16 protein-coding genes are annotated in these 14447 nt (G+C 73.0%); 7 read left to right on the top strand and 9 right to left on the bottom strand.

All coding sequences use genetic code 11. The features are described 5' to 3' along the window. The 7 genes from H0488_RS15805 to H0488_RS15775 form a co-directional block, all read right to left on the bottom strand. Positions 1–643, bottom strand: a 643-nt coding sequence (locus H0488_RS15805) for an amidase family protein (protein ID WP_246372271.1), incomplete at its 3' end; no start/stop codon positions are given. Between the two features lie 37 nt (positions 644–680). Next, entirely contained in the window at positions 681–1421 is a 741-nt protein-coding gene (locus H0488_RS15800) for an LrgB family protein (RefSeq protein WP_183100222.1), read from the bottom strand. Beyond that, positions 1418–1795, bottom strand: a complete 378-nt coding sequence (locus H0488_RS15795; protein ID WP_183100221.1) for a CidA/LrgA family protein — start codon at positions 1793–1795, stop codon at positions 1418–1420. Before H0488_RS15795 ends, H0488_RS15800 begins: the two co-directional genes overlap by 4 nt. Beyond that, positions 1792–2352 carry a DNA-3-methyladenine glycosylase I gene (locus tag H0488_RS15790; RefSeq protein ID WP_183100220.1) on the bottom strand — a complete coding sequence of 187 codons (561 nt, stop codon included), beginning with the start codon at positions 2350–2352 and terminating at the stop codon, positions 1792–1794. The genes H0488_RS15795 and H0488_RS15790 overlap by 4 nt, the downstream gene beginning before the upstream one ends. Positions 2353–2385: 33 nt before the next feature. Next, complete coding sequence (locus tag H0488_RS15785; RefSeq protein WP_312856376.1) at positions 2386–3381, bottom strand: pirin family protein; 996 nt, start codon at positions 3379–3381, stop codon at positions 2386–2388. 72 nt (positions 3382–3453) lie between these two features. Continuing rightward, the gene (locus tag H0488_RS15780; protein WP_183100219.1) at positions 3454–4095 is read right to left on the bottom strand and encodes a hypothetical protein; all 642 of its coding nucleotides are present in this window, start codon (positions 4093–4095) and stop codon (positions 3454–3456) included. Between the two features lie 85 nt (positions 4096–4180). Beyond that, complete coding sequence (locus H0488_RS15775; protein ID WP_183100218.1) at positions 4181–4744, bottom strand: hypothetical protein; 564 nt, start codon at positions 4742–4744, stop codon at positions 4181–4183. A gap of 190 nt (positions 4745–4934) precedes the next feature. Between H0488_RS15775 and H0488_RS15770 the strand changes: the two genes are divergently transcribed. Further along, complete coding sequence (locus H0488_RS15770) at positions 4935–5555, top strand: RDD family protein (RefSeq protein ID WP_220794657.1); 621 nt, start codon at positions 4935–4937, stop codon at positions 5553–5555. Here H0488_RS15770 and H0488_RS24710 read toward each other — a convergent pair. Next, positions 5539–6252 (bottom strand): phosphatase PAP2 family protein, encoded by a 714-nt coding sequence (locus H0488_RS24710; RefSeq protein ID WP_183100217.1) that lies wholly within the window; start codon positions 6250–6252, stop codon positions 5539–5541. The two genes, H0488_RS15770 and H0488_RS24710, sit on opposite strands and share 17 nt — an antisense overlap. A gap of 106 nt (positions 6253–6358) precedes the next feature. Here H0488_RS24710 and H0488_RS15760 point away from each other — a divergent pair, with 106 nt between their 5' ends. The 5 genes from H0488_RS15760 (at position 6359) to H0488_RS15740 (ending at position 13145) form a co-directional block, all read left to right on the top strand. Then, a complete protein-coding gene (locus tag H0488_RS15760; protein WP_183100216.1) occupies positions 6359–6826 on the top strand; it encodes a nitroreductase family deazaflavin-dependent oxidoreductase in 468 nt (155 codons plus the stop codon). Positions 6827–6933: 107 nt separating this feature from the next. Beyond that, on the top strand, positions 6934–9471 hold the full coding sequence (locus H0488_RS15755) for an AMP-binding protein (protein ID WP_312856375.1): 2538 nt from the start codon (positions 6934–6936) through the stop codon (positions 9469–9471). A 31-nt stretch (positions 9472–9502) separates the two neighbouring features. Further along, complete coding sequence (locus H0488_RS15750) at positions 9503–10510, top strand: iron ABC transporter substrate-binding protein (protein ID WP_183100215.1); 1008 nt, start codon at positions 9503–9505, stop codon at positions 10508–10510. 68 nt (positions 10511–10578) lie between these two features. Beyond that, complete coding sequence (locus tag H0488_RS15745; protein WP_312856374.1) at positions 10579–12078, top strand: ABC transporter permease; 1500 nt, start codon at positions 10579–10581, stop codon at positions 12076–12078. Beyond that, entirely contained in the window at positions 12075–13145 is a 1071-nt protein-coding gene (locus H0488_RS15740; RefSeq protein WP_183100214.1) for an ABC transporter ATP-binding protein, read from the top strand. Before H0488_RS15745 ends, H0488_RS15740 begins: the two co-directional genes overlap by 4 nt. Here the strand turns inward: H0488_RS15740 and H0488_RS15735 are convergent. Continuing rightward, the gene (locus tag H0488_RS15735; protein WP_183100213.1) at positions 13142–14266 is read right to left on the bottom strand and encodes a DUF6777 domain-containing protein; all 1125 of its coding nucleotides are present in this window, start codon (positions 14264–14266) and stop codon (positions 13142–13144) included. The two genes, H0488_RS15740 and H0488_RS15735, sit on opposite strands and share 4 nt — an antisense overlap. Between H0488_RS15735 and H0488_RS23695 the strand changes: the two genes are divergently transcribed. Further along, on the top strand, positions 14265–14447 hold a 183-nt coding region (locus H0488_RS23695), incomplete at its 3' end, for a hypothetical protein (protein ID WP_220794656.1). The genes H0488_RS15735 and H0488_RS23695 overlap by 2 nt on opposite strands.

Genomic DNA, 14447 nt, shown 5'->3' with positions numbered 1-14447 from the left:
CGGAGACGATCCGGACCGGCATCTGCCGCATCGCGGCGTCCTGCGCGAGCCGGCCCCGGCTCGGCTTGAGCCCGACCAGGCCGTTGACCGCCGCCGGGATCCGGATCGAGCCGCCGCCGTCGTTGGCGTGGGCCAGCGGCACCGCGCCCGCAGCGACCAGCGCCGCCGAGCCGGCGCTCGAGGCGCCCGCGGTGTGGTCGACGTGCCAGGGCGTGCGGACCGGCCCGAGCCGCGGGTGCTCGCAGCTGGCGCTGAAGCCGTACTCCGACAGCCGGGTCTTGCCGAGCGGGATCAGGCCGGTCGCGAGGTACATGCGCGCGAAGTCGCCGTCCTTCTTCGCGATGTACGGCGTCCACGCGTCGGTGCCCTCCATCGTCGGCATGCCGGCGACGTCGACGTTGTCCTTGACGAACGTCGGCACGCCCGCGAAGTAGCCTCCGCGCGGATTGCGCGCCTCCCGCCGCGCCCGCTGGTAGTCCGCGTAGGCGACCGCACCGAGATCGTCGGCGACCTGCTCGGTGCGGGTGATGGCCGCCTCCACGACCTCCTGCACGGAGACCTTGCCGGCCTGGAGGTGCTCGACGATCCCGACCGCGTCGAGGTCGCCGAGAGCGTCGTCGGAGAAGGCGTGCACGCGACTCATGGAAGGCACCGTAGCGCCTTCCCGACCAGCGGTCGCGTCAGAACAACCAGAGGGCGAGCAGCGGCAGCAGCAGGCTGATCGCCAGCGCCGAGAGCCCCATCGCGAGTCCGGCGAACGCGCCCTCGGTCTCGTGCTCGCGCAGCATCCGGGAGGCGCCCACGCCGTGGGACACGGCTCCCATGGCCAGGCCGCGGGCGCGTCGGTCGCGGATGCGGAGCAGGTTCAGGGTGGCCGGGCCGACGATCGCGCTGAAGATGCCGATCGAGATCGCGAAGACCGCGGCCAGCGACGGGATCCCGCCGAGCGACTCGGTCAGGCCGATCGCGACCGGGGTCGTCGCCGCCTTGGTCGACAGCGTCTTCTCGAGCGTCTCGCCCGCACCCAGCCAGCGGGCGAGGAACACCGCGCTGGTGATCGAGACCGCGGCGCCGAGGGCGACCGCGACGAGCAGAGGTACGACGAAGCCGCGCAGCCGGTCGGCCTGGCTGTGCAGCGGGATCGCGAGCGCCACCGTCGCCGGGCCGAGCCAGAAGGCGATCAGCTCCGTCGCCGAGCGGTAGTCCGCGTAGTCGACGTCGAGCAGGGTGATCGCGAGACCCGCCACGACGATGGCGACCAGCACCGGCTGGACGGCCGCATGGTCGCGGGCGCGGCGCTGCAGCCACCGGCCCGCCTGGTAGCCGCCCAGGGTCACGCCGAGCAGCCCCAACGGGGACCGGGCGACCTCGAGCAGGGTGTCGGCGGCCCCCACCAGCGGGACGAGCAGCGGCCCGGTCATCGGGCCTCCAGCGGCTGGTCGTCGCGGGGCTGGCCCAGCAACCGCTCGAGGCCGACGGCCGTCCAGCCGACGACGACGAGGCCGAGGAACCACGAGCCCACCATCGCGCCGGCGATCGGGAGCCAGTCGTCGCCCAGCACGCCGAGGTAGGCGACCATCCCGACTCCGGCGGGGACGAAGAACAGCTGGAGGTGGCGCAGCAGCCCCGAGCCGGCGCGCACCACCGGCGCGTCCGCCGCCGGCCGCCGGAGGCGCAGGAAGACGAACAGGTAGAGCATCCCGACGACCGGCCCCGGCACCGCGACGTCGAGCAGGCGGACCGTGACCTCCCCGAGGAGCTGGAAGGCGATCAGCCAGGTCAGGCCGAGGATCACGCGGTCGCCCGCCGGTGGCAGCCCGGGACGTGCGGGTCGAACAGCCCGACCGCCTGCATCAGCGCGAACGCGGTGGTCGGGCCGACGAAGGCGAACCCCCGTCGCTTGAGCTCCTTCGCCAGGGCCACCGACTCGGCCGACGTGGTGGCGTCGACAGCGGGCGGCGCAGCGGGAGCGAAGCCGAGGATCAGCTGCTCGAGCCCGTCGTGCTCCCGGAGGGCGAGGGTGGCCCGGGCGTTCTGGAGGGTGGCCAGGATCTTGCTGCGGTTGCGGACGATGCGGGCGTCGGCCATCAGCCGCTCGACGTCGGTGTCGTCGAAGCCGGCCACCGCCGCGGCGTCGAAGCCCGCGAAGACCTCGCGGAACGCCGGACGCTTGGCCAGGATGGTCGCCCACGAGAGCCCGGACTGGAACGCCTCGAGGGTCATCCGCTCGAAGTACGCCGACTCCCCCGCGACCGGCCGTCCCCACTCGACGTCGTGGTAGTCGCGCATGGGTCCGGGACCGCCGGCCCACACGCAGCGGGCGACGCCGTCCTCACCGATGACCGCTCCCATGGGCGATCATCATGCCTGCTGGCACCGACGGGCTCAGCGGCGCTCCTTCAGGCGGGCCTTGGGCAGCTCCGGGGCGGGGATCGGGCGGAGGTGGTCGCCGGCGACGACGCCGAACCGTCCGTCGGCGACGTCGGACGAGTCGGCGATGACCGCACCGTCGCGCGTGATCTGCTCCTGCCACTCGGCGCGGAACGCCACGACCTCCTCGTGGGTGCGGCCGACGAAGTTCCACCACATCACGATCGACTCGTCGAACGGCGTGCCGCCGAGGACCAGGACCCGCGCGCCCTCGTCGCCGGCGACCAGGGCGATCGTCCCGTCACCGGGAGGGAGGTAGGCGAGGTCGGACGCCTTGGCGGTGGCCCCGTCGACCGTCACCGAGCCCAGGTCGACCAGCACGCCGTGCTCGAAGGAGGGGTCGACCTCGAGCGGCACGATCACGTCGGGGTCGAGCACCAGCTCCGCCCCGACCAGCGGCGAGTACGTCGCCACCGGGGAGGTCTCGCCCAGCAGCGAGCCGAGGAACACCCGGCCGCGCCAGCCGTCGCCCGCCACCTCCGGTGGCGCGTAGTGCTCGAACCCCGGGTCGGTGTGGCGGCTCGCCTCGGGGAGCGCGACCCACAGCTGGGCGCCGTGCAGCGTGGTCGTCGTCGCGGTCGAGACCTCCGAGTGGCTGAGCCCCCGGCCGGCGGTCATCAGGTTCACCTCGCCCGGCCGCACCTGCGCGTGGTTGCCGGCGCTGTCGCGGTGCTCGATCTCGCCCTCGAAGAGCCAGCTCACGGTCTGCAGCCCGGTGTGCGGGTGGGGTGCCACGCTCATGCCACCCGACTCCGCGACCAGGTCCGGCCCGTAGTGGTCGAGGAAGCACCACGCCCCGACCAGGCTCCGGTGCCGCTGGGGCAGGGTCCGTCGTACGGTCATCGCCCGCTGTCCGCCGAGCGGGACCTCCCGCGGCGTCATGATCTCCACGCCCTGCGCCTCGGCCCCCGTGCACACCAGCTCGTCCGGCCGCGCCTCCTCGTTGCTCACCCGACCATCCAACCCCTGCCGGGCCGAACGTGATAGACCCGGTCCGCGACTCGACCCGGGTGGGGAGCTGGGCTAGCGACGGCGGAGCTGCTGGGAGACCAGCGCCGCGATGTTCCACGGTCGGTAGTCGTCGACGCGGGTGGGCGTCATGAGTCGGTAGTACTCGACCGGGTCGGCCGCGCCGGACCGCTCGAAGTGGGCGATCCGGTCGGCGAGGCCGGCCACGAACCCGGGCGCGAGCGTGGTGCCGCGCAGGATCTGCGCGAGGACCGCAGGACCGGTGAGCGGCAGCCCGCCGTTGGCGACCAGGCCGGCGTTCTCCTCCTCCGTCAGCTCGGTCGGAAGCAGCCAGCGCCCGAGCTCGGAGGCGAAGTCGGCGGCATCGGCCATCTTGGCCGACCCGGACGCGAGCGCCGTCTTGAAGGCCTCGAGCGTCGCCCGCATCTCCTCGGGGTAGGTCTGGGAACGGTCCGCGGCGAAGCCGGTCAGCCGCAGCAGCCGCGCGGTCTCCTCCGCACCGAGCTGCTCGAAGACGGCCGCCGAGAGGGCGTCGTCGTGCTGGTACCGGGCGAGCGCGGCTCCCCACGCGATCAACGACTCCGGGTCCGAGTCCTGGCTCAACGCCCGCGCCCGCGTGACCAGGTCGTCGATGACCTCGCGTTCGGACACGTCGAGGCCCTGGTCCTCGTCACTCGTCGTGATCAGCATCGTCACCCCATGAGAAATACCGAGCTTGCTCCCCTCACTTGTGCTACCCGACGCCCCGGCGACCAAACCCCCCTGGGCCCCGGGCCAGCGCTCAGCAGGACCCGTCGACGGGCTCGGCCCGGGTGACCCGCCACGGTCCGACGAGGTTGGTGACCTCGATCCGCTGGGGCCCGCGGGTCGCCTCGCCCAGCTGGGTCGGCGCACCGTCGGGGACGACGAGCGCGGTCGCGTCGACGCAGAGGTCGAGCCGGAGGACGCTGTCGCGGGGCCGGACGTCGAGGAACTCGATCACGACGTCGCCGCCGTACGTGCCGCGGTCGGCGTACGCCGCGAGCGCCTCCCGGTAGGGATCCACCACCGAGGCGGTGGCGTTGAACGACAGCAGCCTGCCGACCTCGCCCGTCCGGGCCGCCAGGCGCCGGCCGCGCTCGAAGTCGATGTAGGTCTGCAGCGCGCGCTCGTAGACCCCCGGAAGCTCGGGGAGACCGACGAGGTCGAGGCCATCGTCCGGGTAGTCCACCTCACCGGCGGGAGCCGAGCCGGAGGACTCGTCGGACGCGTCGGGCTCGTCGGCAGGACGGTCGCCCTCCGCGCAGGCGGCGACCAGGAGCAGCGGGACCGCGAGGACGGCGAGCGCACGGCGAAGGTGGGTCACGGTCCGGCCACGCTAGCAACCGCCGGCGGCGCCGGGGAACTGCGCGCCGAGCGGGAGAAACGCGCCGAAACCCAAAACCGGCGGATGGCCCCTATTCGCCCCGCTGTCAGTCATCCTTAGGCTTGGCGCAATTCCTCGGTGCGTCCCTGACCCACCGACGTCCCCCCGCCCTCTCGAAGGAGCACACAGCATGTCGATGCCACCGCAACCTCCCGGCCCTCCGACCCCGCCTCCCGGACCTCCGGGCCCGCCGACCCCTCCGCCGGGTGGTGGCGGCTTCCCCGGCGGTGGCGGCTTCCCGGGTGGACAGCCCGCGGGCGTCCCGCGCCCCGGTGAGCTCCTCAACCGGTTCCTCGCCCGCCTGATCGACCACGTGCTCCTCGGTGTCGTCTACGTGCCGATCTACATCGTCCTGAGCGCGATCATCTACACGGGCTTCAGCAACTCGTTCGGCGAGTACTTCATCTTCTACACGCTCACGGCCATCCTGCAGGCCGCGCTCTACCTCGGCTACTTCGCCTTCCTGGAGTCCAGCCGCGGTCAGACGGTGGGCAAGATGATCATGAAGCTGCGCACGTTCGGTCCCGACGGTGCGAGCAACCCGACGATGCAGCAGGCCGTGAAGCGCAACGTCTACTCCGCGCTCGGCGTCCTCAGCATCATCCCGTTCATCGGGTGGTTCTTCCTGGGCTGGGCGGCTCCGCTCGCGGCGATGGTCTACATCGCCATCACCCTCAACAGCGACCAGCCGCGGCACCAGGGCTGGCACGACAAGTTCGCCGGCGGCACGCAGGTCATGCAGATCGGCTGAGCACCCGCTCGTCCTCGGCAAGGGGCGTCACCTCGACGGGTGACGTCCCTTCGCTGTTTTCCCGCGCGGGCAGCAGCGGGGCGACGAGCGCCGTACCGACCAGGACGAGCGAGGTGGCGAGCAGGACACCGCCGACGAGGTCGGTGGGGTAGTGCCGGCCGAGCAGCAGTCGGTCGGCGCACACGATCAGCACGACCACGGTGACCACCGCGGCGACGGGCCGGAGGTTGGCCCGGCTGCGGGCCCCCAGGACGGCCAGCACGATCACGAGCCCGCCGAACGCAGCGACGCCGGTGGCGTGGCCCGAGGGGTAGGAGCTGGCGTGGTGCAGGAAGTCCGTGTCCTGCCAGACCGGCCGGTCGCGGCCGAACAGCTCCTTGGTGTACTGGCTGAGCTCCCGGGCCGCCAGCATCACGACCAGGACGAGCAGACCGGCCCGGAACTGCCGACGGAGCAACAGGAAGCCGACCAGGACCAGCGTCAGGACGGTCAGGCCCTGGGTCGCGAACAGCCGCTCGACGAGGAAGAGCGAGTCCTCCAGCCACGGACGCTGGGCGGACCACGCCCGGATCCCGGCGCTGGGGCTGTCCAGCTGGGCGGTCCCGAGCGCGCCCTGGTTGGCGGCGACGCCGAGCAGCAGGAACAGGCTCATGGAGACGGACGCGGCGAGCAGGAGGGAGCGGCGGAGTTCGGTCACGTCGACGACGCTAGGAACGCCGGATGAGACGTCGATGAGACTCTCATGTGCCGCTCATGTGACTCCTCGGCTGCCGGAGTCGCCCGCGGTTCAGTACCTTTCGGGCATGGGTCTGCTCACACCGGTCGCGATCAAGATCGGCTCCATCTCCTGGATGCCGAAGCTGCTCCCCCAGATCGTCTGGACCGACAACCTGGTCCACAAGGTCACCCGCAACCGCTACGGCATCCTCGACGTCGCCGGCCTGCCGAACCTGGTGCTCACCGTCCCGGGCCGCAAGAGCGGCATCCCGCGGTCGACGAACCTGCTCACCGTCCCGGACGGCGACGAGTGGCTCATCGCCGGGTCGTACTTCGGCGCACCCAAGCCGCCGATCTGGGTCGCCAACCTCCGTGCGGCCGACACGGTGACCATCCGCTACCAGCGCCGGGACATCACGGTCAGCTGGCGCGAGATGCTCGGCGAGGAGCGCGACCGCGCCTGGGAGACGATGCGGGCGCTGTGGCCCAACTTCGACAAGTACGCCGAGCGCACCGACCGGGTGATCCCGGTCTTCCGCCTGACCGCCGTGTAGCCCCTCGCCGCCGGGCGGCTCCCGCTCGGGGGCAACGTGTCGGGGATCACCGGGGCAGTTTGGTGAGCGATGCCTAACATTGGTATGGCTAGCCTTATATTGAGCGGGTGACACCCCCGCTTCCCGCGCCTGTGCGCGAGCGCGCGACCCGACGTGCAGGCGTCGGGTTCGCAGCCGACCTGGCGCGGCACGGCGGGCGGCCGGCACTGATCGCGGCCACCGGGACGCTGACGTACGACGACCTGGCCGCGCTCGTGGCGCAGGCCGAGGCCGGGCTCCCGGCCACCCAGCAGCTGGTCGGCCTCACGCCGGCACCGACGGTCGAGTTCGTCGTCGCCTACCTGGCCGCGCTCAGCTGGGGGCACGCCGTGCTGGCGTCGCGAGACCAGGTCCTGCCGCGCGCCTACGGCGCCACCTGGGCCTGGGACGACGGCCGGTTCGCCCCCACCGGGCGGCCCGAGCCGGAGCTGCACCCCGACCTGCGGCTGCTGCTCAGCACGTCGGGGTCCACCGGGTCGCCCAAGCTGGTCCGGCTCTCACGCTCCAACCTCGACAGCAACGCGAGCGCGATCGCGTCGTACCTCGGTCTCACGCCGGACGACCGCGCGATCACGACGCTCCCGCTCGACTACTGCTACGGCCTCTCCGTCCTGCACAGCCACCTCAGCGTCGGCGCCGCCGTCGTGCTGACCGACCGGTCCGTCGCCGAGCCCGTGCTGTGGGACCTGGCCCGCGCCACCGGCGCGACGTCGTTCGCCGGAGTGCCCTACACCTTCGACCTCCTCGACGCCGCCGGGTGGCCGGACCTGCCCACCCTGCGCCGGGCCACCCAGGCCGGCGGCCGGCTCGCGCCCGAGCGGGTCCGCGCGGTCGCGGAGCGCGGTCGTCGCGAGGGCTGGGAGCTGTTCGTGATGTACGGGCAGACCGAGGCGACCGCCCGAATGGCCTACCTGCCGCCTGCACTGGCCGAGCGCCACCCGGCTGCGATCGGCGTCGCGATCCCCGGCGGCGCGCTGAGCATCGAGCCGGTCGACGGTGTGGTCGGGCACCCGGGTGTCGGCGAGCTCGTCTACACCGGCCCGAACGTGATGATGGGCTACGCCCACGCCGCCTCCGACCTGGCCCGCGGGCCCGAGCTCACGGAACTGCGCACGGGCGACCTCGCCCGCCAGAACGACGCGGGGCTGTTCGAGGTCGTCGGCCGCCGCGCCCGCTTCGCCAAGCTGTTCGGCCAGCGGCTCGACCTCGACCGCGTCGAGAACCTGCTGGCCCTCGACGACCACGAGGTCGCCTGCGCGGAGTCCCCCGACGCCACCCGGTTGGTCGTGGCGCTCGCCGGCGAACCCGACCCGCAGGCCGTCGCCGAGGTCGCCCGGACCGCCGCGGCGGCGACCGGCCTGCCCGACCACGCGATCGCGGTCGTGCCCGTGCCGGAGGTGCCGCGCCTGGCCAACGGCAAGGTCGACCAGGTCGCGGTCGCCCGCCTCGAGGGCTCCCGCGCCGACGCTCCCGAGGTGTCGACCACGGCGTCGCTGACGGCGTTGTACGGCGCCGTCCTCGGTCGGCACCCGGTGAGCCCGGCCGACACGTTCACCGGGCTCGGCGGCGACTCCTTGTCGTACGTCGAGCTCTCGCTGCGCCTCGAGCGCCGCCTCGGGCCACTGCCGTCCGACTGGCCGGACCGCACGATCGCCGACCTCGCGGCCGGCGCCCCCCGCGCCACCGGGAGCCGGCGTCCACGGTGGGTCCGGCTCGACACCGGCATCGTGCTGCGGGCCGCGGCGATCGTGATGATCGTCGGCAGCCACACCAACCTGTTCGTGCTGCTCGGGGGCGCCCACGTCCTGCTGGCCGTCGCCGGCGCGAGCTTCGCTCGGTTCCACCTGGCCGGCACCGACCGGTCGGAGCGCCGGCGCAACCTCGCCCGCTCCATCGGCCGGATCGCCGTCCCGACCTCGCTGTGGGTGCTGGCGGTCTGCCTGGTCAGCGACCAGTACGGCTGGCGCAACGTCCTGCTGCTCAACGACGCCCTCGGCTCGCGCACCTGGCAGGAACCGCAGTGGCACTTCTGGTTCATCGAGGTGCTGGTCTACCTCCTGGTCGGCGCCGGGGCGCTCACGGCCTTCGCCCGGGTCGCGGCGTGGGAGCGGCGCTCGCCGTACTGGTTCGCCGTGGCTCTCGTCGCCGCCGGCCTGGTCCCGCGGTTCTGGGCGACCGCGACGGGCTACGACGGCGACCTCATCCACTCCTCCGTCTTCCTGGCGTGGCTGTTCGCTGGCGGCTGGGCGGCCACCCGGGCGCGCCACGCCGGTCACCGACTGCTCCTGTCCGCACTGCTCCTCGCCGGCGTGCACGGGTTCTGCGACGACCCGGTCCGCGAGGCGACGATCGCCGTCGGCCTGCTCGCGCTCGTGTGGGTCCCGACGGTGCCGCTCCCCCGGGCCCTCGTCGGCGTCGTCGGCCAGGTCGCCGGCGCCTCGCTCTTCGTCTACCTGACCCACTGGCAGGTCTACCCCCACCTCGAGCACCACTGGCCGCTCGGCGGCCTGCTCGCCTCGCTCGTGGTCGGCATCGTCGTCTGGCGACTGGTCGACCGCATCTCGGACCTGGGCCGCCGTCACCGGTGGCGGCTCGCCCCCCAGTAGCCTCCGCCCGACAGCACAAGCAAGGAATCAGATGAGCCTCACCCGTCCCGCGCTCGGTCTCGCCGCGCTGGCACTCACCCTCCCCCTCCTCGCCGCGTGCGGCGAGGACGAGCCCAAGCTGGTCATCTACAACGCCCAGCACGAGCAGTTGCTCGAGGAGATCGCGCCCGCGTTCGAGGACGCCACCGGGATCGAGGTTGAGCTGCGCAACGGCAAGGACCTCGAGCTGTCCAACCAGCTCGTCCAGGAGGGTGACGCGTCGGACGCCGACGTGTTCCTGACCGAGAACTCGCCCGCGATGTCGCAGGTCGAGAAGGCCGGCCTGTTCGAGGAGCTCCCGGCGTCGGTGCTCGAGGTGATCCCGGAGCAGTACCGTCCCCGCAGCGGGCTGTGGACCGGTTTCGTGGCCCGCTCGACGGTGCTCGTCTACAACACCGACCAGGTCGACGCCTCCGAGCTGCCCGCGTCGATCCTGGACCTCGCCGACCCGGAGTGGGCCGGCCGGATCTCCTTCTCGCCCGCCGGCGCCGACTTCCAGGCGATCGTGGCCGGGATCCTCGAGCTCGAGGGCGAGGAGGCCACCCGCGCCTGGCTCGAGGGCATCAAGGAGAACGGCACCGTCTACGACGGCAACAACGTGGTCCTCGAGTCCGTCGACTCCGGCGAGTCCGAGGTCGGCATCGTCTACCACTACTACTGGGAGCGCGACCGGGCCGAGGGCGGCGACCTCAGCGACGACAGCGCCCAGTACTACTTCACCGACCAGGACCCGGGCGCCTTCCTGAGCGTGTCCGGCGCCGGCATCCTCGAGTCGAGCGACATGAAGGACGAGGCCCGCGAGTTCCTGGAGTTCCTCGTCGGTGAGGAGGGTCAGCAGATCCTGGCCGACAGCTACGCGCTGGAGTACCCGCTCAACCCGGACATCGAGCTGGAGCAGGGCGTCAAGCCGTTCAGCGAGCTCGAGCCCCCCGTGGTCAACGTGTCGGACCTCGACTCGGAGGCGGTCGTCGACCTGATGACGGAGGTCGGCTTCCTCTGAGCTCCACGCTCACCGCGCCCCCGAGCGCCGCGACCCGCCCCCGGCAGCTGGCCGGGGGCGCCTCACCCGTGCTGCTCCTCGCCGGGCTGGCGATCGCGGGGCTGACCCTGGTGCCGCTCGGCTACGTCCTGTGGACCACCGCCGAGCTGGGCCCCAGCGAGGCCCGCGACTTCCTGTGGCGGCCGCGGATCGGCGAGCTCCTCTGGAACACCGTGCGGCTGCTGGTCGCGGGCGTCGCGGCCAGCACCGTCCTCGGGGTGGCCGGCGCCTGGGTCGTCGAGCGCACCGACCTGGCTGGCCGCGGCTGGTGGCACGGACTGCTGTGCGCGCCGCTCGCCGTGCCGGCGTTCGTGAACGGCTACGGCTGGGTGTCGACGACGCACGCCGTGCAGTCGTTCCCGGGTGCGGTGATGGTGGTGACGCTGTCCTACTACCCGCTGGTCTACCTGCCGACCGTCGCGGCCCTCCGCCGGCTCGACCCGGCGGTGGAGGAGGTGGCGACCTCGCTCGGCCGCAGCGGGTGGAGCGTCTTCACGCGGGTGACGCTGCCGGCGATCAGTCCGGCGGTGCTCGGCGGCGCGCTGCTGGTGGGCCTGCACCTGCTGGCGGAGTACGGCGCCCTCCAGCTGCTCAACTACCCGACCCTGACGACGGCGATCCTGCAGCAGTACGCCACGGTCTTCAACGGCCCCGAAGCCACCCTCCTCGCGCTCGTGCTGGTCACCTTCTGCCTGCTCCTGCTGGGACTGGAGCTGCTGCTGCGCGGGCACCGTCGCCGCGCCCGGGTCGGCTCGGGCGTCAGCGGTCGCCCGCACCGGATCCGGCTCGGCCGGTTCCGGATCCCGGTCATCGCCGCGCTGACCGCGCTCGCGCTGTGGGCTCTCGCCGTGCCGATCGGGGCGCTGCTGCGCTGGCTGGTGCGCGGCACGTCCACGTCGGTCGACGTCGGCGAGCTGACCAGCGCGATCTGGACGACCCTCGGTCTGGCGTTCGCCGGCGGAGTGGCAGCGACGGCGGTCGCCGTACCCGTCGTGTGGCTCGCGGTCCGGCACCGCGGGCTGCTGACGACCGCGATCGAGCGCAGCGTCTACACCGCGAGCGCGATGCCCGGCATTGTGATCGCGCTCGCACTGGTGACGGTCTCCATCCGGGTCGTGCCGTCGCTGTACCAGACTGTGGCTGTGCTCCTGCTCGGCTACACGATCCTCTACCTGCCTCGCGCGGTGGTGAGCGTGCGCTCGACGTTCGAGCTGGTCCCGCCGGGTCTCGAGGAGGTCGCCCGCAACCTCGGGTGCACCGGCCCCGCCGTCGCCCGGCGGGTGACCCTGCCCCTCGTGCTTCCCGGGCTGACCGCGGCGACCGCCCTGGTCGCGCTCGCGGTCGCGACCGAGCTGACGGCGACCCTGCTGCTGGCGCCGCTCGGCACCGACACCCTCGCGACCCGCTTCTGGTCCGACGCCTCGTCGATCGCCTACGGCTCCGCGGCCCCCTACGGGCTGGCCCTGGTCGTGCTGTCGATCCCGTCCACCTGGCTGCTGGGCCGGCTGAGCCTGGGGGACGGCAAGTGACCGCCGCGCTCGAGGTCCAGGGACTCGTCGCCGGCTACGGCCGGACCCCGGTCCTGCGTGGGCTCGACCTCGTCGTGGCCGAGGGCATCACCGCGATCCTCGGCCCGTCGGGCTGCGGCAAGACCACGCTGCTGCGGGCGATCGCCGGGTTCGTCACGCCGTCCGGCGGCTCCGTCACGGTCGCGGGCACTCCTGTCGTCGGGGGCCGGCGCGCGGTCCCCGCCCGGCTCCGCGGCCTCGGCTACGTCCCTCAGGACGGCGCGCTGTTCCCCCACCTCAGCGTCGCCGGCAACGTCGCGTTCGGCCTGTCCCGCTCGGAGCGCTCCAGCGCCGCCGTGGTCGCGGAGATGCTGGAGCTTGTCGAGCTGCCGGCGTCGATGGCCACCCGCTATCCCCACGAGCTCTCGGGCGGGCAGCAGCAACGCGTCGCGCTGGCACGGGCGCTGGCCCCGCGCCCGCGCGTCGTACTCCTCGACGAGCCGTTCTCCTCGCTCGACGCGTCGCTGCGCGAGGACACCGGACGGGCCGTCGCCCGCGCCCTGCGGGCCGCCGAGGCCGCTGCCGTGCTGGTGACCCACGACCAGGGCGAGGCGCTCTCGCTCGCCGACCAGGTGGCCGTGATGATGGACGGCGCGTTCCTCCAGGTCGGCTCCCCCACCACCGTCTACCTCACGCCGGCAGACCCGCGGGTCGCTGCCTTCCTCGGCCACGCCTCGCTGCTCGACGGCAACGTCGAGGACGGCGCCCGGGCGGAGTGCGCGCTGGGCGTCCTCCCGCTCCGGGCACCGACCGGTCCGGGCCGGGTGCGGCTCGCCGTCCGCGCCGAGCAGATCCAGATCCGGCCGGCCGGTGCCGACGAGGTGGGGGGCGGCGCCCCGGCCGACGTCATCGACATCAGCTTCTACGGCCACGACGCCACCGTCCGGGTGCGCCTCGACTCCGGCGAGGAGCTTTCAGCCCGCACCCCGGCCACCTCGGTGCCGGCGCCGGGTGACCGGGTCCTGGTCGCCGTGGTCGGCGACGTCGTCGCCTTCCGGTCCGACGAGACACCGACTGGTGCCGTCTAGTACACGTCGAACGTGTAGCGCGTCCCCTCGGTGTAGTCGGTCGACAAGGTCTCCGTCTCCGAGACGACGGTGGTGCCGCCGACGACGACCTGGAGGCTGAACTCGGTCGACTCCCCGCAGGAGGAGTAGTCGAGCACCCAGACCGTGTACTCACCGGGCGGCGCCTCGTCCTCCCAGAAGATGTTCTCGGTGTGCGGACCCAGGTCGGTGCCCCCGCAGCCCGGGATCTTGTCGAGGTCGAGCTCGCCACCGGACTCGCTGGTCGACGCCGCGAAGTAGATCTCGTCGCCGTTGGCGTCGATCACGTGCAGGTCCATGTCGGCCGAGCCGGTCCAGCGCAGCGTCGCCTGGACGGCGCCGGTCTGGCCGGGGCCGAGCCCCCGGTCGAACTGGTCGCCGGTCTCGGCGTCGAGCAGGGTCAGGGTCTCGAGGGTCTCGTCGCTGCCCTCGACCAGCCGGACGCCGTCGGGCTCGTAGTCGTCCCAGGCCTCGCCCTCGGTCGACTCCAGGGTGTAGTCGTCGGTCTCGGGCTCGGTGAGCGGGTTGCCGCAGAAGCAGCGGACCCGCGGGACGCCGTGCTCGTCGATCAGCACCGCCGTACCGGCCTGCAGGACGGACTGGAACGGCGCCGCCTGGCCCTCCTCGAACCCGTGGTTGGTGACCCAGGTGTCGGCCGTCAGCAGGACCGGGGTGAGGTTCTCGATGTAGGCGCGGATGCCGGCGACGTCGACCCCGAGCACGCCCGCCCAGGCGGCCGCCTTCTCCGGCTCGGTCTCCAGGAAGTCGGCGAGGTCGAACGGGTCGCACGACTGCTCGTCCATGGTGCCGCCGTAGAGGCCGGGCTCGGTGCCGGCCGCGACCCGGCCGCCGGTCTCGTCGTCGACCTCGAGGTCGGCGGTGATCGCATCGGCCGCGTCGACGGCGGCTGACGACAGCGGGATCGTCGTCACGGCGCTGCCGGTGACGAACGGCGACGCGCCGGGCGACTCGACGGGCTCGAGGGTCACCGGCGCGCCGGAGTCCTCGTCCTTGTCGTCGTCGTTGTTGTTGAGCACGATCACCAGCGCCCCGGCGGCACCGAGCATCGCGGCCACCAGGAGCAGCAGCAGCGCGAGGAGCATGCCCCGCTTCTTCCGCGACGGCGGCTGGGGTGGGACCGGAGGGCCGGGCTGGTACGCCGGCGGCGGGCCCTGGGGCGGACCTTGCGGCGGGCCCTGCGGCGGGCCCTGGGGCGGACCTCCTGCCGGCATGGTGGGCATCGCCGGCGGCGGGGGCGGGGGCGGCGGCACGGACGGCCGGGCC

Source organism: Nocardioides pelophilus, from assembly GCF_014180685.1.
GTDB classification, from domain to species: domain Bacteria; phylum Actinomycetota; class Actinomycetes; order Propionibacteriales; family Nocardioidaceae; genus Nocardioides; species Nocardioides pelophilus.
The sequence above is the reverse complement of the archived record's forward strand: the minus strand, read 5'-3'. Positions and strand labels throughout refer to the sequence as shown.